The following is a 24694-nucleotide window of genomic DNA, read 5'->3' as shown; positions in this document are numbered from 1 at the left end:
CTTTCAGCATCAGCAGATACGGAGACCGTCATGGGTTACCAACAAGGATTGAGCGGACTGGCAGGCGCATCGAGCGACCTCGACGTCATCGGCAACAACATCGCCAACGCGAACACCGTCGGCTTCAAGCAAGGTGCGGCGCAGTTCGCGGACATGTACGCGAACTCGGTCGCGACGGCCGTCAACAACCAGATCGGCATCGGCACGCGCATGTCGGAAGTCGAGCAGAACTTCTCGCAAGGCACGATCACGAACGACGACATCGCGCTGCACGTCGCCATCAACGGCAACGGCTTCTTCCAGATGTCGAACAACGGCTCGGTGACGTACTCGCGCAACGGCGTGTTCCAGCTCGACAAGAACGGCTATATCGTCAACGCCGACGGCCTGAAGCTGATGGGCTACGCGGCGAACGCGAACGGTGTCGTCAACACGGCGGGCACGGTGCCGCTGCAGGTGCCGACGGCCAATATTCCGCCGACGGCCACCAAGGGCATCACGGCCGGCCTGAACCTGAACGCGCAGGACAAACTCGCGCTGGGCACGCCTACCGCGGCGTTCGCCGGGACCAACACGGGCACCCTGACGAACAACGGTGTGTCGATCACGGACGGCACGCAGGGCACGAACGCCAACACCTACACGGTCACCTTCACCAGCGCGACGGCGTACACGGTGACGGGCAGCGACGGCTCGAGCGTGTCGGGCACGTACTCCGCCAACTCGCCGATCAAGCTCGGCAACGGCGAAACGATCACGCTCGCCGGCACGCCGGCCACGGGCGACGCGGTAACGATCACGCCGACGCCGCTGACGTTCGACCCGAACAACAGCGCGACGTACACCTACTCGACGTCGGTGCCCGTCTATGACTCGCTGGGCGGCAAACAGCAGGTCGACATGTACTTCGTGAAGACGGCAGCCGGTTCGTGGGACGTGTATGCAGGCAAGGACGGCAGCGTCCCGACCACCAAGATCGGCACCGCGAAGTTCGACACGTCGGGCAACCTGGTCAGCACGCTCGACGCATCGGGCAACCCGACCTCGACGCTGTTCGCGTTCAACTTCTCGATCCCGAACTCGGACGGCTCGGCGACGCCGCAAGGTCTGACGCTGAACATCGCTGGCACGACGCAGTTCGGCAGCAAGGACGGCGTCAACTCGCTGACGCAAGACGGTTTCGCGGCGGGTCAGTTGACGAGCTTCTCGGTCGGCGCCGACGGCATCATCACGGGTAACTACTCGAACAACCAGACGGCGGCGCTCGGCCAGGTCGCACTCGCGACGTTCGCGAACCAGAACGGCCTGATCAACCTCGGCAACAACGAATTTCAGGCAACGGCCGCATCTGGCGTCGCAGTGATCGCAGCGCCCGGCTCGACGAACCACGGCGTGCTGCAAGGCGGCGCAACGGAAAACTCGAACGTCGACCTGACGAGCGAACTGGTGAACCTGATCACCGCGCAACGCGATTACCAGGCGAACGCGCAGACGATCAAGACCCAGCAGGCCGTCGACCAGACGCTGATCAACCTGTAATAGCTGACGCACCGACACCATCATGGACCGGCTCATATACACCGCGATGTCGGGCGCTTCCCAGGCGCTCGAACAGCAGGCCGTGGTCGCGAACAACCTCGCGAACACCTCGACCACGGGCTTCAAGGCCCAGCTCGCGACGTTCCGCGCCGTGCCGATGGCGTTCGGCGACGGCAGCACGATTCAGAACGACACCACGCGCACTTTCGTGCTGTCGTCGACGCCCACCGCGGACTACACGCCGGGCCCGATCCAGCAGACGGGCAATCCGCTCGACGTCGCGATCCAGGGTCCGGGCTGGCTGTCGGTGCTGACGCCCGACGGCCAGGAAGCGTACACGCGCGCGGGCAACCTGCACGTCGATGCAAACGGTCAGCTCGTCACGGCCAGCAACATGCAGGTGGTGGGTGGCGGCGGTCCGATTGCCGTGCCGCCCGGTGCGGAAGTGACGATCGGCAACGACGGCACGATCTCGGCGCTGATGCCGGGCGATCCCGCCACGACGATTGCGCTCGTCGATCAGCTGAAGCTGGTGAATCCCGCGCCCGGCAGCCTCACGCACGGCGACGATGGCCTCTATCACACGACTGACGGCAATCCCGCCGACGCCGATCCCGCCGTCAAGGTCGCGGCAGGCGCACTCGAAGGCAGCAACGTGAATCCGGTCGCGGCGATGGTCTCGATGATCACCAACGCCCGCCAGTTCCAGATGCAGACCAAGATGATCGAGTCCGCTGACCAGAACGAGCAGTCGGCCAACAAGTTGCTGAGCTTCAGCTAATCCCGACGCAGATTTAACGGAACGCACCACGCTGCGTTCAGGAGAAAGTAAGTGAACCGCTCACTCTATATCGCCGCCACGGGCATGAATGCGCAACAGGCGCAGATGGACACGATTTCGAACAACCTCGCGAACGTCAGCACGAACGGCTTCAAGGGCTCGCGCGCGGTGTTCGAAGACCTGCTGTATCAGACGATCCGCCAGCCGGGCGCGAACTCGACGCAGCAGACGGAACTGCCGTCGGGCATCCAGCTCGGCACGGGCGTGCAGCAGGTCGCGACCGAGCGTCTGTACACGCAGGGCAACCTGCAGCAGACGGGCAATTCGAAGGACGTCGCGATCAACGGCCAGGGCTTCTTCCAGGTGCAGATGCCGGACGGCACGACCGCGTACACGCGCGACGGCTCCTTCCAGACCAACGCACAGGGCCAGCTCGTTACGTCCAGCGGCTATCAGGTGCTGCCCGCGATCACGATTCCGCAGAACGCGACGTCGCTCACGATCGGTAGCGACGGCGTGGTGTCGGTGACGACGGCGGGTTCGACGGCGACGACGCAGATCGGCTCGTTGCAGGTCGCCACGTTCATCAACCCGACCGGTCTCGACGCGAAGGGCGAAAACCTGTTCCAGGAAACAACCTCGTCGGGCACGCCAAACGTCGCGACGCCGGGTCTGAACGGCGCCGGCACGCTGAATCAGGGCTATGTCGAAGCATCGAACGTCAACGTCGTGCAGGAACTGGTGAACATGATCCAGACCCAGCGCGCGTACGAAATCAACAGCAAGGCCGTGACGACGTCCGACCAGATGCTGCAGACGCTCAGCCAGATGCCGGTTTAAGCAGGCTGACAGTCAGGCTGAAAGTCGGAAACACTTAGGCGGTAACCAAGATGTCGCACTTCATTCGAACCCAGATTCCTCTGCGCAGCGCGCGGGCAGTGTCGATGCTCGCTGGCGCTGGCGTGCTCGCAGCCGCGCTCGGCGGCTGCGCGCTCGTGCCGAGGGAGCCGATCACCCAGCAACCGATGACGGCCGTGCCGCCGCCGCCGCCGTCGCTGCAAACGCCCGGCTCGATCTTCAACCCGGGTTACGCTGGCCGGCCGCTGTTCGAAGACCAGCGCCCGCGCAATGTCGGCGACATCCTGACCATCGTCATCTCCGAAAACATCAACGCGACGAAGTCGTCGGGTGCGAACACGAACCGCAACGGCGAGACCAAGTTCGGCGTGCCGACGGCAGGCTTTCTGGGCGGTCTGTTCGGCAAGGTGAACCTCGACGCGACGGGTGCCAACACGTTCAAGGCAACGGGCGGCGCCAATGCGTCGAACACGTTCAGCGGCGTGATCACCGTCACGGTGATCGGCGTGCAGCCGAACGGCAATCTGCTCGTGAGCGGCGAAAAGCAGATGCTGATCAACCAGGGCAATGAGTTCGTGCGTTTCTCGGGAGTCGTCAATCCGAACACGATCAGCAGCCTGAACGCGGTTTACTCAACCCAGGTCGCGGACGCGAAGATTGAATACTCGGCCAAGGGCTATATCAATGAATCCCAGGACATGAGCTGGCTGCAACGATTCTTCCTCAACGTCGCGCCGTTCTGATCATGCGTACCTTCTCTTTCCTCCGCCTGACGTCCGTTTCCGGTTTCGCGGCACGCGCCTTCGCCGTGGTCGCGCTCGCGTGCGCCGCGCTGCCCGTCACGACGCACGTCGCCCATGCGGAACGCCTGAAGGACCTCGTGCAGATCCAGGGCGTGCGCGACAACCCGCTGATCGGCTATGGCCTCGTCGTCGGTCTCGACGGCACGGGCGACCAGACCACGCAGACGCCTTTCACGACGCAGACGCTCGCGAACATGCTCGCGAACCTCGGCATCTCGATCAACAGCCAGCAGGCTGGCTCGAACTCCAGCAACAATTCGCTGTCGAGCATGCAGTTGAAGAACGTCGCCGCCGTGATGGTGACGGCATCACTGCCCGCGTTCGCGCGGCCCGGCGAAGCGATCGACGTCACCGTGTCGTCGCTCGGCAATGCCAAGAGCCTGCGTGGCGGCACGCTGCTGCTCACGCCGCTCAAGGGCGCGGACGGCCAGGTGTATGCGCTCGCGCAGGGCAACATGGCCGTCGGCGGCGCGGGTGCCAGCGCGAACGGCAGCAAGGTGCAGGTCAACCAGCTCGCGGCGGGCCGCATCACGGGCGGCGCGCTCGTCGAGCGCGCGGTGCCGACCACGATTTCGCAGGCGGGCACGATGCAGCTTGACCTGAACGACATGGACTACGACACGACGCAGCGCATCACGTCGGCGATCAACAACGCGTTCGGCTTCGGCACGGCGGTCGCGCTCGACGGCCGCACGATCCAGCTGCGCGCCCCGACCGATCCGGCGCAGCAGGTGCAGTTCATGGCGCAGTTGCAGAACCTCGACGTGAAGCCCGGGCAGGCCGCCGCGAAGGTGATTCTGAACGCGCGCACCGGTTCGATCGTGATGAACCAGATGGTGACGCTGCAGACTTGCGCCGTCGCGCACGGCAATCTGTCCGTGGTCGTCAACACGCAACCGGTGGTGAGCCAGCCGGGCGCGTTCTCGAATGGTCAGACGGTCGTCGCGCAGCAGTCGCAGATCGCGCTGAAGCAGGACAACGGCGCGCTCAAGATGGTGAGCGCGGGCGCGAATCTCGCGGACGTCGTGAAGGCGCTCAACGCGCTCGGCGCAACGCCCGCAGATCTGATGTCGATTCTCCAGGCCATGAAGGCAGCCGGTGCGCTGCGAGCCGATCTCGAGATCATCTAAGGAACAACCAGAATGAACTCCGACACGACGCGCAACGCCGCGAATGACCTGACCAATCGCTTCGCCCTCGACACGCAAGGCTTCGATGCGATGCGCGCGCAGGCCGCGGCGAATCCGCGTGAAGCGATGAAGTCGGCGGCCAAGCAGTTCGACGCCGTTTTCACGCAGATGATGCTGAAGAGCATGCGCGACGCGACGCCGTCCGACGGCCCGTTCGATTCGCACGACACGGCAACCTTCACGTCGATGATGGACCAGCAGCTTTCGCAGCAGATGTCGTCGAAGGGCATTGGTGTTGCCGACGCGATGCTCAAGCAGTTGATGCGCAATTCCGGCATGTCCGCCGACGATGCGAACGCGGGCAACAACGTCGCGATGAATGCGCTGGCGAAGGCGTACGCGAACCCGGCGAACAACGGCGCGCTGAAGATGGGCCGCGGCTACTCGGCGAACAGCGCGTTGACGCCGGCCGTGCGCGGCGACGGCTCGTCGGACAAGGTGGACGCATTCGTCGACAAGCTCGCCGCGCCGGCGCAGGCCGCGAGCGCCGCGACGGGCATTCCGGCGCGCTTCATCATCGGCCAGGCTGCGCTCGAATCGGGCTGGGGCAAGCGCGAGATCCGCAAGTCGGACGGCACGACGAGCCACAACATCTTCGGCATCAAGGCCTCGGACGACTGGAACGGTAAGACCGTCGCGACGGTCACGACTGAATACATCAACGGCCGCCCGCAGCGCGTGGTCGAGAAGTTCCGCGCGTACGATTCGTACGAGGAAGCGATGACCGACTACGCGAGCTTCCTGAAGTCGAACCCGCGTTATGCGCAGGTGATCAATTCGTCGCGTGACGTGAACGGCTTCGCGCAGGGCATGCAGCGCGCCGGTTACGCGACCGATCCGCACTACGCGAAGAAGCTGATTTCGATCATGCAGAAGATGGTGTGACGCGCGCGAGCGCGGGGCTTGCCGCGTTCGTTCTGGTCAATCATCGTCGCTACGCAATACTTCAACGGCATCACGCCGGCGACGGGGCCATGTTGCCCCATCAGACGGACGGAGCCGCCGCCACGGCGGTTGGACCGAGCCGCATTGCCTCCCGTTATCGTCTTATGTCACTTTCGGACCGCGAGCAGAATTCGCGTATCCTGTCTTCGTTGCGGTGTCAAACGTTTGCGGAAAATATTTCGTAAAACCGGTCTAAACTTTGGGCTGACGCTGCCGCTAAACAGTCAGACCCGATACCGGAATGGTGCGAAGAATTCCGGACCCACGCGTGTTTCGCGACGTATGCCGGCCGTGCCGAGCCCCGGCCGGCGGTGCTTTCGCGACGTGCTCGCAAGAACGAAGAGAAATTGGCAAGGCCATGAATACCACCCAGTCGAATGGTGACAACCGCGAGATGGAAGGCGTCGACTTCGGCCGCCGCAATCCGCTTGAGATCGGTGTGCAACTGCGCAATCTGCTCAATCGCGGCGATTTTCTGACCGTGCAGTACAAGGGCGGCCAGCTTGTGACGAAGATCCTCGAAGTGGACGTGCGAGAGCGAACCTTCACGTTTGACTGGGGCGCGCTTGCCGAGCAGAACCGCGGGCTGCTGACGTCGCCGGAAGGTCATTTTCATGCGACGCCGGATGGTGTGCGCGTGCATTTCGTCACGCAGACGCCGCGCGAGACGACGTTCGAAGGGCGGCCTTCGTTCGAGGCCAATTTTCCTGAGGTTTTGTATTACGTGCAGCGGCGGGAGTATTTCCGCGTCGATGCGCCGTTGCTTGATCCTTATACTTGCCGCGGGCGCTTGCCGGATGGGGAAGGGTTCCGGTTCGAAGTGCAGGATCTGTCGCTTGGCGGTATGGCAATGCGGACGAGTGATGAGCGTGTGGCGACGCTCGAGCATGGGGTTCAGTTGCTCGACACGGAAGTGGTGCTTGGGTCGCTGGGGACGTTGCAGCTCGATCTTGAGTTGATGTCGAATCGGGCAGTGGATCTGCCTAACGGGACGCAGCGTTATACGCTCGGATTTCGGTTTTTGTCCCTGCCCGGGAATGCTGAGAATACCCTTCAGCGGTTGATTACTCAGCTTGAGATGAAGAGGCGCTCGTTGGCGCGGGCGTAAGGTTTTTGGTTTGGGTTGGTTGTCTGCGACGCTGGGTGGTTTGCTCGTGTTTGAGCTGGCATCCGGGTGGCTGTGTTTGCCGCGCAAGCGGTTTGGTTTGCTTGGGTTTTCGCTGGCATCCGCGCTTTGTTAGCCTGCTTCACGCGTCGCCCCTGTGCGGGGCGGCACCTACTTTTCTTTGCCGCCGCAAAGAAAAGTAGGCAAAAGAAAGCGGCTAACACCGCCAATCCTTGTTCCTGCCTGAGGGCCCCCAACGGTTCTTACGCTTCACACGGCAACCACATGACTCATGCTCGTTGCCAGCGCTCTTAAATGGCGCCTCACCCGCTTCAAGCTCCCGCAGTACCGTATGCCACGCCAGATATTCCTCCGCCGCCCAGGTGGCAAACTGTGTGTCGGCCCCTTGCGCTCCACACGCCTCACTTCGGACCAGTAGCACACGCGTCCCACCCCGTAAGAGCGCCAAGCTATACGCCGCGACAACCTACACACAGTTTGCCACCTGGGCGGCACATACCATTCGCTGTCGCTAGCACGTGTACGGGTATTTGAAGCGGGTGAGGCGCTCATTTCGAGCGTTGGCAACATGCACTGAACGGAGGCGCCGCCGTGTGAAGCGTAAGAACCGTTGGGGGCCCTCAGGCAGGAAGAAATGTTGGCGGTGTTAGCCGCTTTCTTTTGCCTACTTTTCTTTGCGGCGGCAAAGAAAAGTAGGTGCCGCCCCGCACAGGGGCGACGCTTGAAGCACGCTAACAAAGCGCGGATGCCAGCGAAAGAGCCAGAACAACCAAACCCGCCCGCGCCACAAAGGCAAAACGCGTAACCCATCGCAACGGCCAAAACCCAAACCGCATGCGCAGCACCCACCGCCTCGCCGAGGCAAAACCAACACCCCAACGTCGAAGACAAACCCAAACCCCATCCAGCGCTTCGCGCAAAAAAACCATTCCCGCCCTCAATCTTCCCGCCGGGAGGCCGATATACAAATTGTTCGGTCAACTTGGCGGTGCCACACACACCGCCCCTTACGCCGTCTTTCAGGATGACGCATGTCGAGTAACCTTTTTAGCATCGGCCTTAGTGGACTCAACGCAGCCCAATGGGGCCTGACGACTACGGGTCAGAACATCTCCAATCAGGCGACGCCCGGCTATTCCGTCGAGCGTCCCGTCTACTCGGAATCGAGCGGACAGTACACGGGCTCCGGCTATCTCGGCAGCGGCGTGTCGACCACGACCATCCAGCGCCAGTACAGCCAGTACCTCACGACCGAACTGAACAACGCGCAGTCGCAGTCCGGTTCGCTCAACACGTACTACAACCTGATCGCGCAGCTCAACAACATGGTCGGCAATCCGACCTCGGGCATTTCGAGCGCGATCACGTCGTACTTCACCGGCATGCAGAACGTCGCGAACGATGCGTCGAATCCCGCGATGCGCCAAAGCGCCATCAGCAACGCGCAATCGTTGGCGGACCAGATCAACGCAGCCGGCGATCAGTACGACCAGCTGCGCACCAACGTCAACACGCAGATCGGCGACACGGTCAAGCAGATCAACACGTACAGCGCGCAAATCGCACAACTGAATTCGCAGATCCAGTCGCTGAGCGCACAAGGCCAGCCGCCCAACCAGTTGCTCGACCAGCGCGACCTCGCCGTGTCGAACCTGTCGCAACTCGTCGGCGTGCAGGTCGTGCAGGGCGATAGCGGCTACAGCGTGTTCATGGGCAACGGCCAGCCGCTCGTCGTCGCCGACAAGAGCTTCAATCTCACAACCGTCACATCGCCGTCGGACCCGACGGAAACGGCCGTTGCCTACGCAGGTCTTGCGAGCCAGGCCGGAACGACGACGCCGCAAATCCTGCCCGACAGCGTTCAGCTGGGAGGGCAGATCGGTGGGCTGATGACGTTCCGTAGCCAGACACTCGATCCCGCCGAAGCGCAACTCGGCGCGATCGCGACAAGCTTCGCCGCGCAGGTCAACGCGCAGAACTCGCTCGGTATCGACCTGAACGGCAACAAAGGCGGCGCGCTGTTCACGGTCGGTAATCCGACCATCTTCGCGAACCTGAAGAATACGGGCGGCGCCACGCTGGGCGCTTCGCTGTCCAATCCGTCGCAGCCCGTATCGGGCGACTACACGCTGTCGTACGACGGCGCGAACTACACCCTGACCAATCGCGATACGGGCCAGGTCGTCGGCCAGGCGGCCAACCTGACCAACCCGATCGGCGGCATGCAGTTCTCGCTGACGGGCACGATGAACCCCGGCGATTCGTTCACCGTCGAGCCGACGCGCGGCGCGCTGAACGGCTTCGGGCTGACGACGAGCGACGGCGCGGCCATCGCGGCTTCGTCGCCCGTTCTGGTGTCGAAGGGCACGTCGAATACGGGCACGTCCTCGGTGACGCAGGGCACGGTGTCGGCGGGCTACACGTTGCCCAGCACGACCACCACGCTGACGTACGACTCGACGACGGGATCGATCTCCGGCTTCCCGGTCGGCTCGACCGTGACCATCGACGGAACGCCGCCGACCTCGTACAACATCACGGCAGCGACGACGCCTGTGCCGTACAACGCGGCCATGGGCGCGTCGATGACGATCACGGGCAGCACGATCAACAACGTGTCGCTGCAGATCACGGGCACGCCCGCGAACGGCGACACCTTCACGATCGCGCCGAACCCGGCGGGCGGCAAGGACGGCCGCAACGCGCAGTCGATCTCGAATCTCGTGACGACGAAGTCGATGGGCAACGGAACGCTCACGCTGACCGACTCGTACGCGAACTACGTGAACGACATCGGCAACCAGACGAACCAGATCCAGGCGTCGAGCAAATCGCAGACGGCACTCGTGACGCAGATCACGACCTCGCAGCAGGCGATTTCCGGCGTGAACATCAACGAGGAAGCGGCGAACCTGCTGCAATACCAGCAGTTGTATCAGGCGAACAGCAAGGTCATCCAGACGGCCCAGACGCTGTTCCAGACGATCCTCGGCATTTTCAATTGAGGCGTTGAACGACTATGCGCATCTCTACTTCGCAATACTTCGGCATGAACGTCCAGACGATGGACGATCAGCAATCCACGCTCGCGTCGCTGTATCAGCAACTGTCGAGCGGCGTGAGTCTCGCGACGCCGTCGGACAACCCGGTCGGCGCGGCGCAGGCCGTGCAGCTCAGCATGCAGGGCGCGACGCTGTCGCAGTACGCCGACAACCAGAACACCGCGCTCGCTGCGCTGCAATCCGAGGACGGCTCGCTGTCCAGCATCAACAACGTGCTGACGTCGATCAGCACGCAGCTCGTGCGCGCGGGTGACGGCTCGCTCAACGACGGCGACCGCGGCGCGATCGCGACGCAGCTGCAGGGCTTGCGCAATCAGCTGATGGGTCTTGCGAACGGCACCGACGGCTCGGGCAACTATCTGTACGCCGGCTATCAGGCAGGGACGCCGCCGTTCTCGATCAACGCGAGCGGCGCTGTTCAGTACAACGGCGACAGCGGCGTGCAGAATGTGCAGGTGACGGGCACCCGTAACATCGCGATCGGCGATACGGGCCAGGCGGTGTTCCTGAGCATCTCGCCGGCGGGCAGCGCGGCCGTGACGGCGGGCAATTCGGCCAACACGGGCACGGGCACGATCGGCAATGTTTCGGTGACCAATCCGACCGACCCGACGAACCAGCACCAGTACACGATCAACTTCACGTCCGCGACGACGTACACGATCACCGACGCCACCACGTCGACGACGAGCGCGCCGCAGACCTTCACGGCTGGCCAGGCGATTTCGCTTGGCGGCGGCGGCCAGAACGTGACGATTTCCGGCTCGCCCAATGCGGGCGATGCGTTCTCGGTGACGCCCGCGGCGCAGTCGAACAAAGACGTATTCGCGAATCTCGACAGCGTGATTGCCGCGCTGCAAACGCCCGTCTCGGGCACGGGCGGCCAGGCGAACCTGACGAACGCGTTGGGCACGGCGCTGACGCAGTTGCATAACACGATGAATAACGTGACGTCGATCCAGACGTCGGTCGGTGGTCGAGAGCAGGAAGTTGAGGCGCTGCAGACGGTGACGCAGACGAACTCGTTGCAGACCACGAGCAATCTTGCGGATCTGACGCAGACTGATCTGACGTCGGTGATCAGTAAGTACACGATGACTCAATTTTCGCTGCAGGCGGCGCAGCAGGGTTTTTCGATGATTCAGAAGTTGTCGTTGTTTGATTACATCGGGAATTGATTTTTTCGTTGTTCAGTTTTGGTTTTTTTTTTGCTTTTGTAGGTGTGAGACGCCTGGCTCTTTGAATAGGGTTGGGCGTTTTTTTTGTCTTGCGACGCGGGTTGTTTGCTTGTGCTTTCGCTGGCATCCGCGATGCGTTAGCTCGCTTCACGCGTCGCCCCTGTGCGGGGCGGCACCTACTTTTCTTTGCCGCCGCAAAGAAAAGTAGGCAAAAGAAAGCGGCTAACACCGCCAGCTCTTGTATTTGCCTGAGGGCCCCCAGCGGGTCTTACGCTTCACACGGCAGCATTTCTGTTCGCGTTCGTTGCCAACGCTTCGAATGAGCGCCTCACCCGCTTCGAATACCCGTGCTCGGGCAAGCGGCAGCGAATGGCATGTGCCGCCCAGGTGGCAAACTGTGTGTAGGTTGTCGCGTCGTATAGCGTGGCGCTCTTACAGGGTGGAACGCGTGGGCTATTGGTCCGGAGTGAGGCGTGTGAGGCACTACGGCCTACACACAGTTTGCCACCTGGGCGGCGGTGGAATATCTGGCGCGGCGTGCCGCAACGCGGGAGCTTGAAGCGGGTGAGGCGCCAATTAAGAGCGCTGGCAACGAGCATGAGTCATGTGGTTGCCGTGTGAAGCGTAAGACCCTCTGGGGGCCCTCAGGCAAACACTAGAACTGGCGGTGTGAGCCGCTTTCTTTTGCCTACTTTTCTTTGCGGCGGCAAAGAAAAGTAGGTGCCGCCCCGCACAGGGGCGACGCGTGAAGCAGGCTAACGAATCGCGGATGCCAGCGTAGACACAAGCAAACCAAACCGCTTGCGCGGCAAACACAGCCACCCGGATGCCAGCGCAAACCCAAGCAAACCAAACCGCTCGCGCAGCAAAAACCCTCACCTCAACCCAGCCGCCACCCGCCCCATCTGCTCAATCCCACTCTCAAACAACCGGGCAAAGAACGGCATCATATTAGGCAACATCAACTGAATCAGCAGCAACCCAGTAATAACGGTAACAGGCAGCCCAACCTGAAAAACCCCAATCTGCGGCGCAGCCCGATTAAGAATCCCAAGCGCAAGATTAGTGATAAGCAGCGCAGTGACAATCGGCAGAGACAGCAGCAGAGCTGCACTGATCACAGTGCTCCCCCACCCGGCGAGTACTCGCCATCCATTAGCCCCAAGCACATTAGCCGACACAGGCAGCGCCTGAAACGTCTGAATCAACGCAGAGATAACCTGCAAATGCCCATCAAACGCGAGAAAAGTCAAAATCGCGAGCATATTCATGTAGCGCGACATGACATCCGTGGCCCCCGCAGCATGCGGATCGAAGAACGTCGCGAACCCGAGCCCCATGCTCATGCCCATAATGTCGCCGGCGGCCTGAATCGCACCAAACACTAGCTGCATCGTAAAACCAAGCGCCGCACCGATCAAAAACTGGTTGACGATGATCCACACGCCCTGCGCGGAAAACACAGTAACCTGCGGCAACGCAACGATAGTCGGCGCAACGATCAGCGTAATAAAACCCGCCAGAGCGACCTTCACGCGAGTCGGCAACGACTTGTCGCCGAACGCGGGCGCCGTCGCCATCAGCGCAAGAATCCGCACGAACGGCCACAGGAACGCGGTCAGCCAGACGTTCAGCTGTTCGTAGGTGACGGAGAACATCGCGCGTCGAAAGAAGGAAAGAGAAGGGCGCTCAGTTCGCGAGCGTCGGAATGCTGGTGAACATGTGACGCATGTAATCGAGCATCTTCGCGAGCATCCACGGACCGATCAGCACCAGCGTCACGGCGATCGCGAACAGCTTCGGAATGAACGACAGCGTCGCTTCGTTGATCTGCGTCGCGGCCTGAAACAGGCTCACGATCAGACCGACAACCAGCCCCACGAAAAGCGGCGGCGCAGCCAGCAGCAACGCAATGTACATCGCTTCGTGCGCGAGCGTGGTGACGGTTTCCGGCGTCATGGCGTGATTCTCCCTGCAGAATTCAGACGAAGCTCTGCGCAAGCGAGCCGATGATCAACTGCCAGCCATCGACCAGCACGAACAGCATCAGCTTGAACGGCAGCGAAATGGTCGCGGGCGAAATCATCATCATGCCCATCGACATCAGCACGCTCGCCACCACCATGTCGATGATCACAAACGGAATGAACACGGTGAAGCCAATCTGAAAACCCGTCTTCAGTTCGCTCGTCACGAACGACGGCACCAGCAGCGACAGCGGCACGTCTTCCGGGCCCTGCATCGGCGCGGCGTGCGAGATGCGTGCGAACAACGCGAGATCGCTCTCGCGGGTCTGCTTCAGCATGAACGCCTTGAACGGCGCAACGCCGCGCTTCACCGCCTCGTCCATCTGGATCGTGCCTTCGGAGAAGGGCTTGTAGCCATCGGTGTAGGCCTTGTCGAGCACGGGCGTCATCACGAACAACGTGAGAAACAGCGCAAGACCGACCATCACCTGGTTGGGCGGCGTGGTCGGCGTGCCGATCGCCTGACGCAGCAGCGACAACACGATGATGATGCGCGTGAAGCTCGTCATCATCAACACCATCGCAGGCAGGAACGACAGCATCGTGAGCAGCAGCATCGTTTGCACGCTCAGCGAGTACGTCGTGCCGCCGTTCGGGCCGGGGCTCGTGTTGAAGGCGGGCAGGCCGTTGGCCTGCGCGTGCGACAGCGTCGGCAGCGCGAACAGCAGCGCGGGCACGGCGAGCGGCGCAATCAGCGCAGCGCCCTTCAGGATGCGCTTTTTCATCGAAGCGGAAGCCTGCGAGGAAGGCTGGGTAAGGGCGTGGGAAGTCACAGCGCAGCTGCGCTGCGCGTCAGATCGGTCGTACTGCATTACTGTTCTCCGCTCGCGCGTCGCTGGAAACGTTTGGCCGCTTCGTTTTTGAGCGCGTCGCGAAAGCGTTGTCCGAAGGTGCCGCTCAACTGGACCGGGCCGCCGGGATTGGATGCGCCGGGCACCGAAAAAGGCGTGCCGGTGGGAAGGGTTGCGCCCGACGCCGAGCCGGCAGGCATCGTATGCAACAGGCGCACGTTGCCGGGCGCAGCGCCGAGCACGAGCCACGTATCGCCGATCTCGACGACGGCCACGCGTTCCTTGCCGCCAAGCGACGTGCCGCCGATCGTCTTCACGATCCCGCCGCGCTGGCCCGGTTGCAGGCCGAAGCGGCGCGCGAGCCATGCGAAGCCGAACACGAGGCCGATCACGACAGCAAGACCGACGATCGTCTGCAACACGGCGCCGACGCCGAGCGACGGCACCGCCGTTCCCGCGCCGACGCTCGAGGCGATCTTCGCGGCGTTGTTGACGGCATTCATGTCGGCGGCGTGGGCGAGATGGAATGCGCTGGCGCAGAGCATGAGCCCAGCCACAACCACCGTCGACATGAAACGGGCGCGGCGCGGCAGCGGCATGCCGCTCCCGTGGGACGCGGCCCGGGTTACTGCATGTTTCATCGGTTCAGCTTCCGGATACGCTCGGACGGCGTGATGATGTCGGTCAGGCGAATACCGAACTTGTCGTTCACGACCACCACTTCGCCCTGCGCGATCAGGCAGCCGTTGACGAGCACGTCCATCGGCTCGCCCGCGAGACCATCCAGCTCGACGACGGAACCCTGCGCGAGTTGCAGCAGGTTGCGAATCGCGATCTTCGTGCGGCCCAGCTCGACCGTCATCTGAACGGGAATGTCCAGAATCATGTCGATGTCGTTGCGCGTCGTGGACGGCTCGACCTTCGACAGCGGCTGGAACACGCCAGCCGTGGTTGCGCTGACCGACGTGTTGTCGTTCTGCTCGGCGAGCGCGCTCGCCCAATCGTCGAGGGCCGCTTCTTCGGCGCCCGAGCCGGGCAACGGATCATTCACCTTCGACTCTTCCGGCATGTCCATATCGGGTGTCGAGTTCAACTCAGTCATATCCCGCTTCCTTCATCTGTTCCGCTGCGCTGATCATCTTCTGCACGCGCAATGCGTATTGACCATTGAAAATTCCGTAGCCGCATTCCATCACCGGCACGCCGTCGACCTTCGCCGTGATGTGCTCGGGAATGTTGATGGGCAGCACGTCGCCCGCCTTCATGTTGAGAATGTCCTGGAACGTCACGGGGACCTGCGCGAGATCCGCCGTCAGTTCCACTTCGGCTGCCTGCACCTGCTGCGACAGCACGCGCACCCAGCGGCGGTCCACTTCGAGCGCTTCACCCTGGATCGGCGATGACAGCACGTCGCGGATCGGCTCGATCATCGAGTACGGCATGCAGATATGCAGCGTGCCGCCCGTCGGCCCGAATTCGATCGAGAACTGTGTGACGATCACGATTTCGTTCGGGGTCGCGACGTTGGCGAACTGCGTGTGCATTTCCGAGCGCACGTATTCGAACTGCATCGGGCGCACGCTCTTCCATGCCGTCGTGTAGTGCTCGAACACGAGGCCAAGCAGCTTGCTGATGATGCGCTGCTCGGTCTGCGTGAAGTCGCGGCCTTCGACGCGCGTATGGAAACGCCCGTCGCCGCCGAACAGGTTGTCGACCACGAAGAACACGAGGTTCGGATCGAACACGAACAGCGACGTGCCGCGCAGAGGCTTCACGTGGACGAGGTTCAGGTTCGTCGGGATCGGCAGGTTGCGCGTGAACTCGCTGTACTTCTGCACCTTCACCGGGCCGACGGAAATTTCCGCCGTACGCCGCATGAAGTTGAATATGCCGACGCGCAACAGACGCGCGAACCGGTCGTTGATGATTTCGAGGCCGGGCATCCGGCCGCGAACGATGCGTTCCTGCGTCGCAATGTTGTACGGGCGGACGCCGGACCGATCGCCCTGATCGGATTGCGAGTCAGACTCGCCGGTGACGCCCTTCAGGAGGGCATCGACCTCCTCCTGGGACATGAACTCTTCGTGGCCCATTCCTATTCCTCGTACGTCCCTTCAATGGCGCGGTGGAAGATCAAATCAGTCGGCACAAGGCGCCGTTACTGGACGACGAATTCGGTGAACAGCACGTCGGAAACGTGCACGGGTTGACCGTTGGCCTCGGTCGGCTCTTCGATCAGCTTTTCGAGTTCCACGGCGAGTGCTTTCTTGCCGTCGAGCGTCGCGAGTTCCTCGGGATGCTTGTTCGACAGCGCGAGCAGCACGCGGCTGCGGACTTCGGGCATGTGTTCAGTCAAATGTTCCTGCACCTTCTGGTCGTTCAGCTTCAGCGTCAGACCAATGCGCAGGTAGTGCTGCTGGCCGTCGTCGGACTGCAGATTCACCGTCATCGATTCGAGCGGAAAGAAGATGGGAGCAGGCGCGGGCGCCGGCGCTGCTGCCGTCGCGGCGGCAGGCGCGCGCTTCGACATGAAGAACCAGGTGGCGGCGCCGGCTGCGCCTGCCGCGACCAGTACGATCAGCAGGATCACCAATATGCGCTTGACGAGGCCCGGAGAGGAGGGCTTCGCGTTGGCTTGCTGGTTTGCGGTCGTGGTTGCCATGGAATTGATTGCCTCAATGCTGTAGGTTGAATTTTCAGGTGTCCGACGCTGCTGCGATGGGTCGAAAAGAAGGGATATTCAGGGTTAGCTCGTGTGTTTGCCTGCTCGGGGGTGGTTTTGTTTTTTGCTGCGCAGGCGTCCTGCGGTTTGCCGTTGCGCTGGCATCCGCGTGATGTTTTCGGCTTTCATGCGTTGCCCCTGTGCGGGGCGGCACCTACTTTTCTTTGCTGCTGCAAAGAAAAGTAGGCAAAAGAAAGCAGCTCACACCGAGCCGCTTGACCACTACTCCGGAGCTTCCAGCGCCCTATTTGCGGCAAACTGTGTGTAGGCTGTCGCGCCGCACGCGCGAGCACTCCGGACCTGGTCCGAAGTGCTCGCGCTTATGGCGAGAAAACCTACACACAGTTTCCCGCAGCTTGGGCCGTTCCTATTCCGTGGCGATGGTCAAGCGGCTCGGTGTGAGCCGCTTTCTTTGGTTACTTTCTTTGCGGCGGCAAAGAAAGTGACTGCCGCCCCGCACAGGGGCAACGCATGAAAACCGAAAACATCACGCGGATGCCAGCGCTGCAACCCGCACAACGTCACGCGAACGTGTCCACCAACCCAACCGTGCGTCGCACAGGCATGCTCACCGTCGTCGCGCCGCTATCCGCCACCTCGATGCCCGCATCGCCACGGCCACTGCTGCGGCCACCGCGCGCGCCGCTGCCTTGTTCCTGGCCCTGCTGGCTGCTCTGGCGGGCAAAGCCGTCGGTGACGCTGGCGCTGCCCAGACCAATGCCGCCTTGCTCCATCGCTTCGCGCAGTTTCGGCAGCGCGGCTTCGACCGCCTCCCGCACCTGCTGATGCTGCGAAACAAAAAGGGCATGTGCATGGTTATCGGCAACCTGGAGGACGACCTGTAGCGGGCCGAGGTCGCGCGGATTGAGCGTGAGTTCCGCCGTCTGCTGATGCGCGTTGGTGAGGAACACGACCTTCTGGCTGAACGCGTCTTCCCAATCGTGCGCTCCGACTTGCGGCGCGATCGCGTTCGCCATCGCGGCCGTTGCCGGGTTGGAACCCTGCGTCACCGTCGTCGTTGCACTCGCAGCCGCCGCCGATGCGGCCTGAGTCGCGGCGAGCGCGGCGCTCGTGTCGGTATTCGCGGCGGGCCCGGCGCTCGCCTGCGAGACGCTCGCGCTGGCAGCGGCAAGCGTTTCGGCAGGGCTCGGCTGCGCGGCGGCTGCAGCGGCCGGTGTCGTGGCGGCGGTGGCATTCGTACCGTTCGCCGTCGCGTCGCCCTTCATGTTGCGCAAGTCGCCGAGCGTCAGGCCCTTGCCGGCACCTGCGCCAGCGCCGCCGAGCGTCGCGTCGCCGGTGGCCGACGTGCCCGAGCCGGTGGATGCGCTCACGCCCGTCGCAGGCGTTGCGCCCTGGCCGTTCGCCATCGCGGCGAAGGCGGCCTGCAATGCGTCTTGAGTCGCTTTCGGATCGAGCGATGCGATCTTCTTCGACGGTGTCTGGATCACGGGCGTCGTCGTGTTGCCGGCGACCGGGGGCGAAGCGGGTGTCGACGGCTGTGCGTCGGCCGTTGCCGCATTCGCTGCATCGGCCGCGCCGCTCGCCTGTGCCTGAGCTTGCACCGCGGCGGCTGCGGCCGCTGCGGCTACTGCCGTCTCTGCGGCTGCGGCGCCCTTGGTCGGCGCGCCGTCGTCCGGCTTCGAGGCCGTGTCGGTCTTGTCCTTGCCGTTCGCGCCATTCGTGCCGTCTGCACCGTTGGCGCCGTTCGACGCGCTGCTTTGCTGCGTGTTGTCGCTCTGGTTCGCGGACTTGGTGCTGTCGGTGTCGTTCGAGCTGTCGGCGGCGCTCGTGTTGTTCGAGCTGTTATCGGCGGGCGGCACGTCATGCACGCTGGAACCATTCGATGCGGACGGCGACGGCGTCGGTGCCGGCGCGGGAGCGGGCGAAGGCGCGACGATCTGGCTCTGCGCGGCGATGCTTTGCTGCAGCGTCGTCGAGAACGGCAGCGTGCTGGTGTTCACGCTGTTCGACGCGCTGCTGCCCGATGTGCCGCTCGTCGAGCCGAGCAGCGAGTTGATCAGTGAAAGAGGCGACATGCTGGATCTCGTGTGGTCGTGTCAGTCCCGTTGCGCGCCGCAGCGCTTCGCAGCGTCAGGCGTCTTCATGCGCCTTCCGCGCGCATCCGGAGAATTCGTGCGCCGAACTCGTCGGCGTCCCGTTGCTCGCGGCGCGCCGCGACTTTTGCTTCAGCGGCGATGCCGCGTGCTTCCAGTACTTCGTATGAACCGAGCTTCTGCTTGCTGTGCTGCCATTCGGGCTTGGCGGCTTCGACACGCGCCGTCGCCGTGGCCAGCAAGCCGCGCTGCTGTTCGATGGCGGCATCGAGCGTGTCGATGAACGCCTGAAAGTTGCGCATGTTGCCGGCGGGCATCCCCGCCTTGGCGGTTTCCGTGAAACGGCGGTGATACTCGTCGCGGTATTCGATGAGCGCGGTCAGCTGCGCTTCGACATCGTTGCGCTCGCGCTGCACGCGGCCGAGCTTGCGCGCGGCGGCGTCGACGTCGTCCTGTGCGAGGCCAATCAGCGTCTTGATCGGAAAGTGCTTGCTCATTCAGTCTCTCCTGGCTTGCTAGCCGAACAGCGAATCGAGGTGCGCGATGCTGGCGTCGAAGCCGGCGCTTTCGCGAAAACCTTGCTGCAGGAACGCTTCCATCCGCGGATACAGTGCGATGGCCTTGTCGAGCACGGCGTCGCGTCCCGACGAATACGCGCCGACGTTGATCAGATCGCGGTTGCGCTGGTAGCGCGATAGCATCTGCTTGAACTGCCGCGTGCGATCGAGATGCGCGTCGCTGATGAGCGAGGTCATCGCGCGGCTGATCGACGCTTCGATGTCGATGGCAGGGTAATGGCCCGCTTCGGCAAGCGCGCGCGACAGCACGATATGGCCGTCGAGAATCGCACGCGCCGAGTCGGCGATCGGGTCCTGCTGGTCGTCGCCTTCCGTCAGCACGGTATAGAACGCAGTAATCGAACCGCCGCCTTCCGGGCCGTTGCCCGTACGCTCGACGAGCGCAGGCAGCTTCGCGAACACGGACGGCGGATAGCCCTTGGTCGCGGGCGGCTCGCCGATCGCCAGCGCGATCTCGCGCTGCGCCATCGCGTAACGCGTGAGCGAGTCCATCAGCAACAGCACGTGCTTGCCCTGATCGCGGAAATATTCGGCGAGCGAGGTCGTGTAGGCGGCGGCCTGCATCCGCAGCAGCGGGGAGACGTCCGCGGGCGCGGCCACGACGACGGAGCGCGCGAGACCTTCCTCGCCGAGAATCTGCTCGATGAATTCCTTCACTTCGCGGCCACGTTCGCCGATCAGGCCGATCACGATCACTTCGGCGCTGGTGTAGCGCGCCATCGTGCCGAGCAGCACCGACTTACCGACGCCCGAACCGGCGAACAGGCCCATGCGCTGGCCGCGTCCGACGGTGAGCAACGCGTTGATCGCGCGCACGCCGACGTCGAGCACCTTGTGAATCGGCTCGCGATGCAGCGGGTTGATGGTCGGTGCCGTGAGCGGCGCGTCGTTGCGCGCGTTGAGCGGGCCGAAGCCGTCGAGCGGCTTGCCCGATGCGTCGACCACGCGGCCGAGCAGTTCCCAGCCGACGGGCAGACGCTTCGCGCCCGCCATCGGATCGGCGATAGGCGCCACTTCCAGCGGATAGACGCGCGCGCCGGGCAGCAGACCGGCGACTTCCGTCGTCGGCATCAGAAAGAGCTTGTCGCCGTGAAAACCGACCACTTCGGCTTCGGCCATCGTGCGCGAACTGCCGGGCGGCAGCTCGATCATCACTTCCGAGCCGACGGCCAGCCGCAGGCCGACGGCTTCGAGCACCAGCCCGGCGGCACGCGTCAGGCGGCCGCAGGCGCGCAGTGGGCGCGCTATCTGGTTGCGCTCGCGCAGGCCATTCAAACGATTGCGCCACGCCTGCAGATGCGGATTGGATGCGAGTGCGGGATCGGGCGCGCGCTTTTGCGCAGCCGCCGATTCGCGGCTCGCGGGCGCGGCAGCGGGATGTGCGCCACTGGCGTTGCCGTTTGTGTCGTCGTGCGTTTCATCGCGGGATTGGCCCGCCGAATGCGCGTCCGAAATCGCGGACTCCAACGCGGCGAGCGACTCTTCCATCTGCGCGACGGTGAGCGCTTCCGCGCCGAACGACGCCAGCGCCAGCTCGCGCTCGAGCGGCGTGAGGTCGCTGTGCTGAATGTCTTCGATGGTCGGCTTTACCATGTGCTTGCCTTGCCGAGCGCAGCCGTCACGCGCTCCCAGCGCGTGCCGATGCCGGCGTCCACTTCGCCCGTGGTGGAGACCGCGCGGCAGCCGCCGCGTTCGATCGCGGGGTCGGTGCGCACGGTCCAGCCGCGCGTCTGCAGTTCTTCCAGCAGATACGCTTCGACAACGGGCAGATCGGCAGGACTCACGATCAGAGCCGGCGCGCCGACCAGCGCCGGTTCAGTCGCCATCACCTCACGCGCGGCGGCAAGCAGCGCCGTCGGATCGTGCTGGACATGCTGGCGAACCACTTGTTGCGCGATGTCGAGCGCGAGCGCGACGATCGTTTCGGACAATTCGTGCTGCACGTTGTCGAGCGCGGCCTTGAACGTTTCGGCGAGCGCGGCAAGCTGCGCGGCTTCCGAGTGCGCTTCCGCCTGACCCTGCTCGAAGCCTTGCGCGCGGCCCTGTTCGTAGCCGGCCTGATAGCCGAGCGCCTGGCCGGCCACATGGCCGGACGCGACGCCCTGCGCATGCGCGGTGTCGCGCAGGCGTTGCAGTTCGGCTTCGAACGCGCCGTCGTCGACTTCCGGTTCCGGCTCGGGCACCGGGTCGAACGAGGCCATCTCCCAGCGCTGGTAGGCCGAGAGGCTTTCCTTGCGCACGGGATCGTGGTCAGACATATGCATCTTCCGCCTTGCCGCCGATCACAATTGCACCAGACTCGGCGAGGTTGCGCACGACCTGAAGGATCTTGCGCTGTTGCGTTTCCACTTCCGACACGCGGACCGGGCCGCGTGCGTCCAGGTCTTCCGCGAGCAGCTCGGCTGCGCGCTGCGACATGTTCGACAGGAACTTCTGGCGCAGCGCGGGCTGCGCGCCCTTCAGCGAGATGATCAGCGTTTCCGACTCGACTTCCTTCAGCAGCAGCTGGATGCCGCGGTCTTCCAGGTCGAGCAGGTTGTCGAACACGAACATCTGGTCGATGATCTTCTGCGCGAGTTCCGCGTCGTACTGGCGGACGTTGTCGATGACCGATTCTTCGTGATTGCCCGGCAGGAAGTTGAGAATTTCCGCCGCCGTGCGGATGCCGCCCATCGGGCTGCGCTTCAGGTTGTCGCTGCCCGACAGCAGGCCCGTCAGCACGTCGTCGAGTTCGCGCAGCGCGGCGGGCTGAATGCCGTCGAGCGTCGCGATACGCAGCAGCACGTCGTTGCGCAGCCGCTCCGTGAAGCACGCGACGATTTCCGACGCCTGATCGCGGTCCAGGTGGACGAGAATCGTCGCGATGATCTGCGGGTGCTCGTTCTTGATGAGTTCCGCGACAGCCGCCGAATCCATCCACTTCAGGCCTTCGATGCCGCTCGTATCGCTGCCTTGCAGGATACGGTCGATGATCGCGCCCGCCTTGTCGTCGCCGAGCGCCTTGGTCAGCACGGAGCGGATGTAGTCGTTCGAGTCGAGCGAGAGGGCAGTGTGCTTGTCCGCCTCGGAGACGAACTCGTGCAGCACCTCGTCGATCTGCTCGCGGGTGATGTTCTTCAGCGACGCCATCGCGACGCCGATCTTCTGGACTTCACGCGGCCCCAGAAACTTGAATACCTGAGCCGCCTCTTCCTCGCCGATCGACATCAGCAGGAGCGCGCTCTTCAATACGCCTTCAGTGCTCATCGGACACCCAGCTCTTCACGACGGTTGCAACGATCTTCGGATCCTGACGCGCGATCTGACGCGCATATTCGAGATTCCGCTCATATTTGGCCTTGTCGCTTTCCAGCGAGACCAGCGATCCTTCGACTTCCTCTTCGGCGGCGATGGCGGCTGCGCTCGGCAGACCGTCGAGCACCGGCTCGTCCGGCGACATCAGCGCGGCGACAGCGGGCTCCGGCGGCGGGAAGGCGCGGCGCAGCGCCGGCTTGACCATCACGAAGTAGAGGAACAGGGCGACTGCGCCGATGCCCACGTACGTCGCGATCTGCTTGTACATCGCGATCATGTCCTTGGTGCGCCACCACGGCAGATCGGCATCGGGGTCGACGATCTGCGTGAACGCGCTGGTCTCGACGTTGACCGAGTCGCCGCGTGCCTTGTCGTAGCCCATCGCGTCGCTGACCAGCAGCTTGACCTGCGCGAGCTTGTCGGCGGGAACCGGCTGCATCGTCGCGTGGCCCTTCGCGTCGACGACGCGCATGTAGTTCACCACCACAGCCACCGACAGACGCTTGATGCCGCCAACCGCCTGCTCCGTGTGGCTCACGGTCTTGCTCAGCTCGTAGTTGGTGGTCGCATCCTTGCGGTCGCTGATCGGCGTCGTCGTCACGCCGCTGGCGCCATTCGCGCTGGCGACGATGGGCGCGGACGCCGGCTGCGGCGGCTGGTTCGACAGCGCGCCCGGCACGCCCGAGGCGCCGCCCTGCGACATTTCCGTCGCGGTGCTGGTCTGCTGGCTGCGGACGGCGGCCTGCTGCGGGTCGTTGTTCGGGGCGTAGGCCTCCGAGGTCGACTCGTGCCGGGAGAAATCGATGTCCGCGCTCACCGACGAATGCGCGTTGCCGGCGCCGAACATCGGTCCAAGGATCGCGTCGATGCGCTGCTGCGTGTTGCGCTCGATCTGCTGCACATACTTCAGTTGCGTCGCGTCGAGGCCGCTGCCGCTGACGCCTGCCTGCGTGAGCAGGTTGCCGTCCTGGTCGATGATCGTCACGTTGCGCACGGGCAGGTCGGGCACGGCGGAGGCGACCATATGCGTGATCGCCACGACCTGGCCTTCGTCGAGCATGCGGCCCGGATACAGGTTGACCATCACGGATGCCGACGGCGCCTCGCGGTCGCGCACGAACACGGTCGGCTTCGGAATCGCCAGATGGACACGCGCCGACTTGACTGTCGAGATGGATTCGATCGTGCGTTGCAGCTCACCTTCGAGCGCGCGCTGATAATTGATCTGCTCGGCGAACTGGCTGATGCCGAACTTCTGGTTGTCCATCAGTTCGAAGCCGACCGAGCCGCTCTTCGGCAGACCCTGCGACGCGAGGCGCAGACGCATTTCATGCACCTGATCGGCGGGGATCAGGATTGCGCCGCCCGCATCGGAAAACTTGTACGGCACGTTCGCCTGCTGGAGTGCGGCAACGATTGCGCCGCCGTCCTGATCGGAGACATTGCTATACAGGACCTTATAGTCCGGTGCGCGCGACCAGAGGATCAGCCCCGCGACCACCGCGACCAGCAACGCGACGGCGAAGATCAGCGGCGCGCGCGGGTTGCCGCGCATCTGCGACAGCGACGTCGGAAGGCCCGGGAAGCGCGTGGCGAAGCCACCGCCCGTGCCGCCGAGGTCGAGGCCTGCAGCGCCACCGGCTGCTCCCGCTGTGCCCGGCTGTGCGCCGGCGAGGCCCATGCGGGCATCGGGGTTGATCAAAGAGTTGGCTGACGAATCCATGCGTCGGGTTTCTCCGGAATGCT

General features: G+C 63.6%; 22 protein-coding genes. 9 read left to right on the top strand and 13 right to left on the bottom strand.

All coding sequences use genetic code 11. From position 1 onward, the window contains the following. The first annotated feature begins 30 nt into the window (after positions 1–30). The 9 genes from C2L65_RS15345 to flgL all read left to right on the top strand — a co-directional run bounded on the left by C2L65_RS15345 (position 31) and on the right by flgL (position 11482). Positions 31–1539 (top strand): flagellar hook protein FlgE, encoded by a 1509-nt coding sequence (locus tag C2L65_RS15345; protein WP_042316742.1) that lies wholly within the window; start codon positions 31–33, stop codon positions 1537–1539. A 22-nt stretch (positions 1540–1561) separates the two neighbouring features. Next, positions 1562–2320, top strand: coding sequence for a flagellar basal-body rod protein FlgF (gene flgF / locus C2L65_RS15340; protein WP_042316741.1), 759 nt, complete (start codon positions 1562–1564; stop codon positions 2318–2320). A 51-nt stretch (positions 2321–2371) separates the two neighbouring features. Continuing rightward, positions 2372–3160, top strand: coding sequence for a flagellar basal-body rod protein FlgG (flgG, locus tag C2L65_RS15335; protein WP_042316739.1), 789 nt, complete (start codon positions 2372–2374; stop codon positions 3158–3160). Between the two features lie 50 nt (positions 3161–3210). After that, on the top strand, positions 3211–3921 hold the full coding sequence (gene flgH, locus C2L65_RS15330; protein WP_042316736.1) for a flagellar basal body L-ring protein FlgH: 711 nt from the start codon (positions 3211–3213) through the stop codon (positions 3919–3921). Positions 3922–3923: 2 nt separating this feature from the next. After that, on the top strand, positions 3924–5111 hold the full coding sequence (locus tag C2L65_RS15325) for a flagellar basal body P-ring protein FlgI (protein ID WP_042316735.1): 1188 nt from the start codon (positions 3924–3926) through the stop codon (positions 5109–5111). A 12-nt stretch (positions 5112–5123) separates the two neighbouring features. Further along, the gene (gene flgJ / locus C2L65_RS15320) at positions 5124–6056 is read left to right on the top strand and encodes a flagellar assembly peptidoglycan hydrolase FlgJ (RefSeq protein WP_042316733.1); all 933 of its coding nucleotides are present in this window, start codon (positions 5124–5126) and stop codon (positions 6054–6056) included. 418 nt (positions 6057–6474) lie between these two features. Then, a complete protein-coding gene (locus tag C2L65_RS15310; RefSeq protein WP_042316729.1) occupies positions 6475–7224 on the top strand; it encodes a flagellar brake protein in 750 nt (249 codons plus the stop codon). 1049 nt (positions 7225–8273) lie between these two features. Beyond that, on the top strand, positions 8274–10247 hold the full coding sequence (gene flgK / locus C2L65_RS15305) for a flagellar hook-associated protein FlgK (protein WP_042315502.1): 1974 nt from the start codon (positions 8274–8276) through the stop codon (positions 10245–10247). A 14-nt stretch (positions 10248–10261) separates the two neighbouring features. Then, entirely contained in the window at positions 10262–11482 is a 1221-nt protein-coding gene (flgL, locus tag C2L65_RS15300) for a flagellar hook-associated protein FlgL (RefSeq protein ID WP_042315504.1), read from the top strand. 875 nt (positions 11483–12357) lie between these two features. On the opposite strand, the gene fliR is transcribed toward flgL, so the two are convergent. The 13 genes from fliR to fliF all read right to left on the bottom strand — a co-directional run bounded on the left by fliR (position 12358) and on the right by fliF (position 24671). Then, positions 12358–13140 (bottom strand): flagellar biosynthetic protein FliR, encoded by a 783-nt coding sequence (fliR, locus tag C2L65_RS15295; RefSeq protein ID WP_042315507.1) that lies wholly within the window; start codon positions 13138–13140, stop codon positions 12358–12360. A gap of 31 nt (positions 13141–13171) precedes the next feature. After that, the gene (gene fliQ / locus C2L65_RS15290) at positions 13172–13441 is read right to left on the bottom strand and encodes a flagellar biosynthesis protein FliQ (protein WP_007577083.1); all 270 of its coding nucleotides are present in this window, start codon (positions 13439–13441) and stop codon (positions 13172–13174) included. A gap of 22 nt (positions 13442–13463) precedes the next feature. Further along, entirely contained in the window at positions 13464–14234 is a 771-nt protein-coding gene (fliP, locus tag C2L65_RS15285; RefSeq protein WP_054929245.1) for a flagellar type III secretion system pore protein FliP, read from the bottom strand. A gap of 86 nt (positions 14235–14320) precedes the next feature. Next, positions 14321–14941, bottom strand: a complete 621-nt coding sequence (gene fliO / locus C2L65_RS15280) for a flagellar biosynthetic protein FliO (protein ID WP_103254537.1) — start codon at positions 14939–14941, stop codon at positions 14321–14323. Then, positions 14938–15402 (bottom strand): flagellar motor switch protein FliN, encoded by a 465-nt coding sequence (fliN, locus tag C2L65_RS15275; RefSeq protein ID WP_035991507.1) that lies wholly within the window; start codon positions 15400–15402, stop codon positions 14938–14940. Before fliN ends, fliO begins: the two co-directional genes overlap by 4 nt. Further along, positions 15395–16393, bottom strand: a complete 999-nt coding sequence (gene fliM / locus C2L65_RS15270; protein WP_042315511.1) for a flagellar motor switch protein FliM — start codon at positions 16391–16393, stop codon at positions 15395–15397. The genes fliN and fliM overlap by 8 nt, the downstream gene beginning before the upstream one ends. 65 nt (positions 16394–16458) lie before the next feature. Beyond that, positions 16459–16962 (bottom strand): flagellar basal body-associated protein FliL, encoded by a 504-nt coding sequence (gene fliL, locus C2L65_RS15265; RefSeq protein ID WP_042315512.1) that lies wholly within the window; start codon positions 16960–16962, stop codon positions 16459–16461. A gap of 581 nt (positions 16963–17543) precedes the next feature. After that, complete coding sequence (locus C2L65_RS15260; protein ID WP_042315513.1) at positions 17544–19058, bottom strand: flagellar hook-length control protein FliK; 1515 nt, start codon at positions 19056–19058, stop codon at positions 17544–17546. A gap of 65 nt (positions 19059–19123) precedes the next feature. Then, complete coding sequence (gene fliJ / locus C2L65_RS15255; RefSeq protein WP_007734698.1) at positions 19124–19573, bottom strand: flagellar export protein FliJ; 450 nt, start codon at positions 19571–19573, stop codon at positions 19124–19126. Positions 19574–19591: 18 nt separating this feature from the next. Further along, a complete protein-coding gene (fliI, locus tag C2L65_RS15250) occupies positions 19592–21247 on the bottom strand; it encodes a flagellar protein export ATPase FliI (RefSeq protein ID WP_042315515.1) in 1656 nt (551 codons plus the stop codon). Continuing rightward, positions 21241–21918: a flagellar assembly protein FliH gene (gene fliH, locus C2L65_RS15245; protein ID WP_081921475.1), complete on the bottom strand. Its 678-nt coding sequence runs from the start codon at positions 21916–21918 to the stop codon at positions 21241–21243. The genes fliI and fliH overlap by 7 nt, the downstream gene beginning before the upstream one ends. Then, positions 21905–22900, bottom strand: a complete 996-nt coding sequence (fliG, locus tag C2L65_RS15240) for a flagellar motor switch protein FliG (RefSeq protein ID WP_042315518.1) — start codon at positions 22898–22900, stop codon at positions 21905–21907. The genes fliH and fliG overlap by 14 nt, the downstream gene beginning before the upstream one ends. Beyond that, positions 22890–24671 carry a flagellar basal-body MS-ring/collar protein FliF gene (gene fliF / locus C2L65_RS15235; RefSeq protein WP_042315519.1) on the bottom strand — a complete coding sequence of 594 codons (1782 nt, stop codon included), beginning with the start codon at positions 24669–24671 and terminating at the stop codon, positions 22890–22892. Before fliF ends, fliG begins: the two co-directional genes overlap by 11 nt. Positions 24672–24694: the final 23 nt, after the last annotated feature.

This window comes from Paraburkholderia terrae (assembly GCF_002902925.1).
Classification (GTDB): domain Bacteria; phylum Pseudomonadota; class Gammaproteobacteria; order Burkholderiales; family Burkholderiaceae; genus Paraburkholderia; species Paraburkholderia terrae.
Note: the sequence above shows the minus strand (reverse complement) of the source record. Positions and strands in the feature narration are given on the sequence as shown.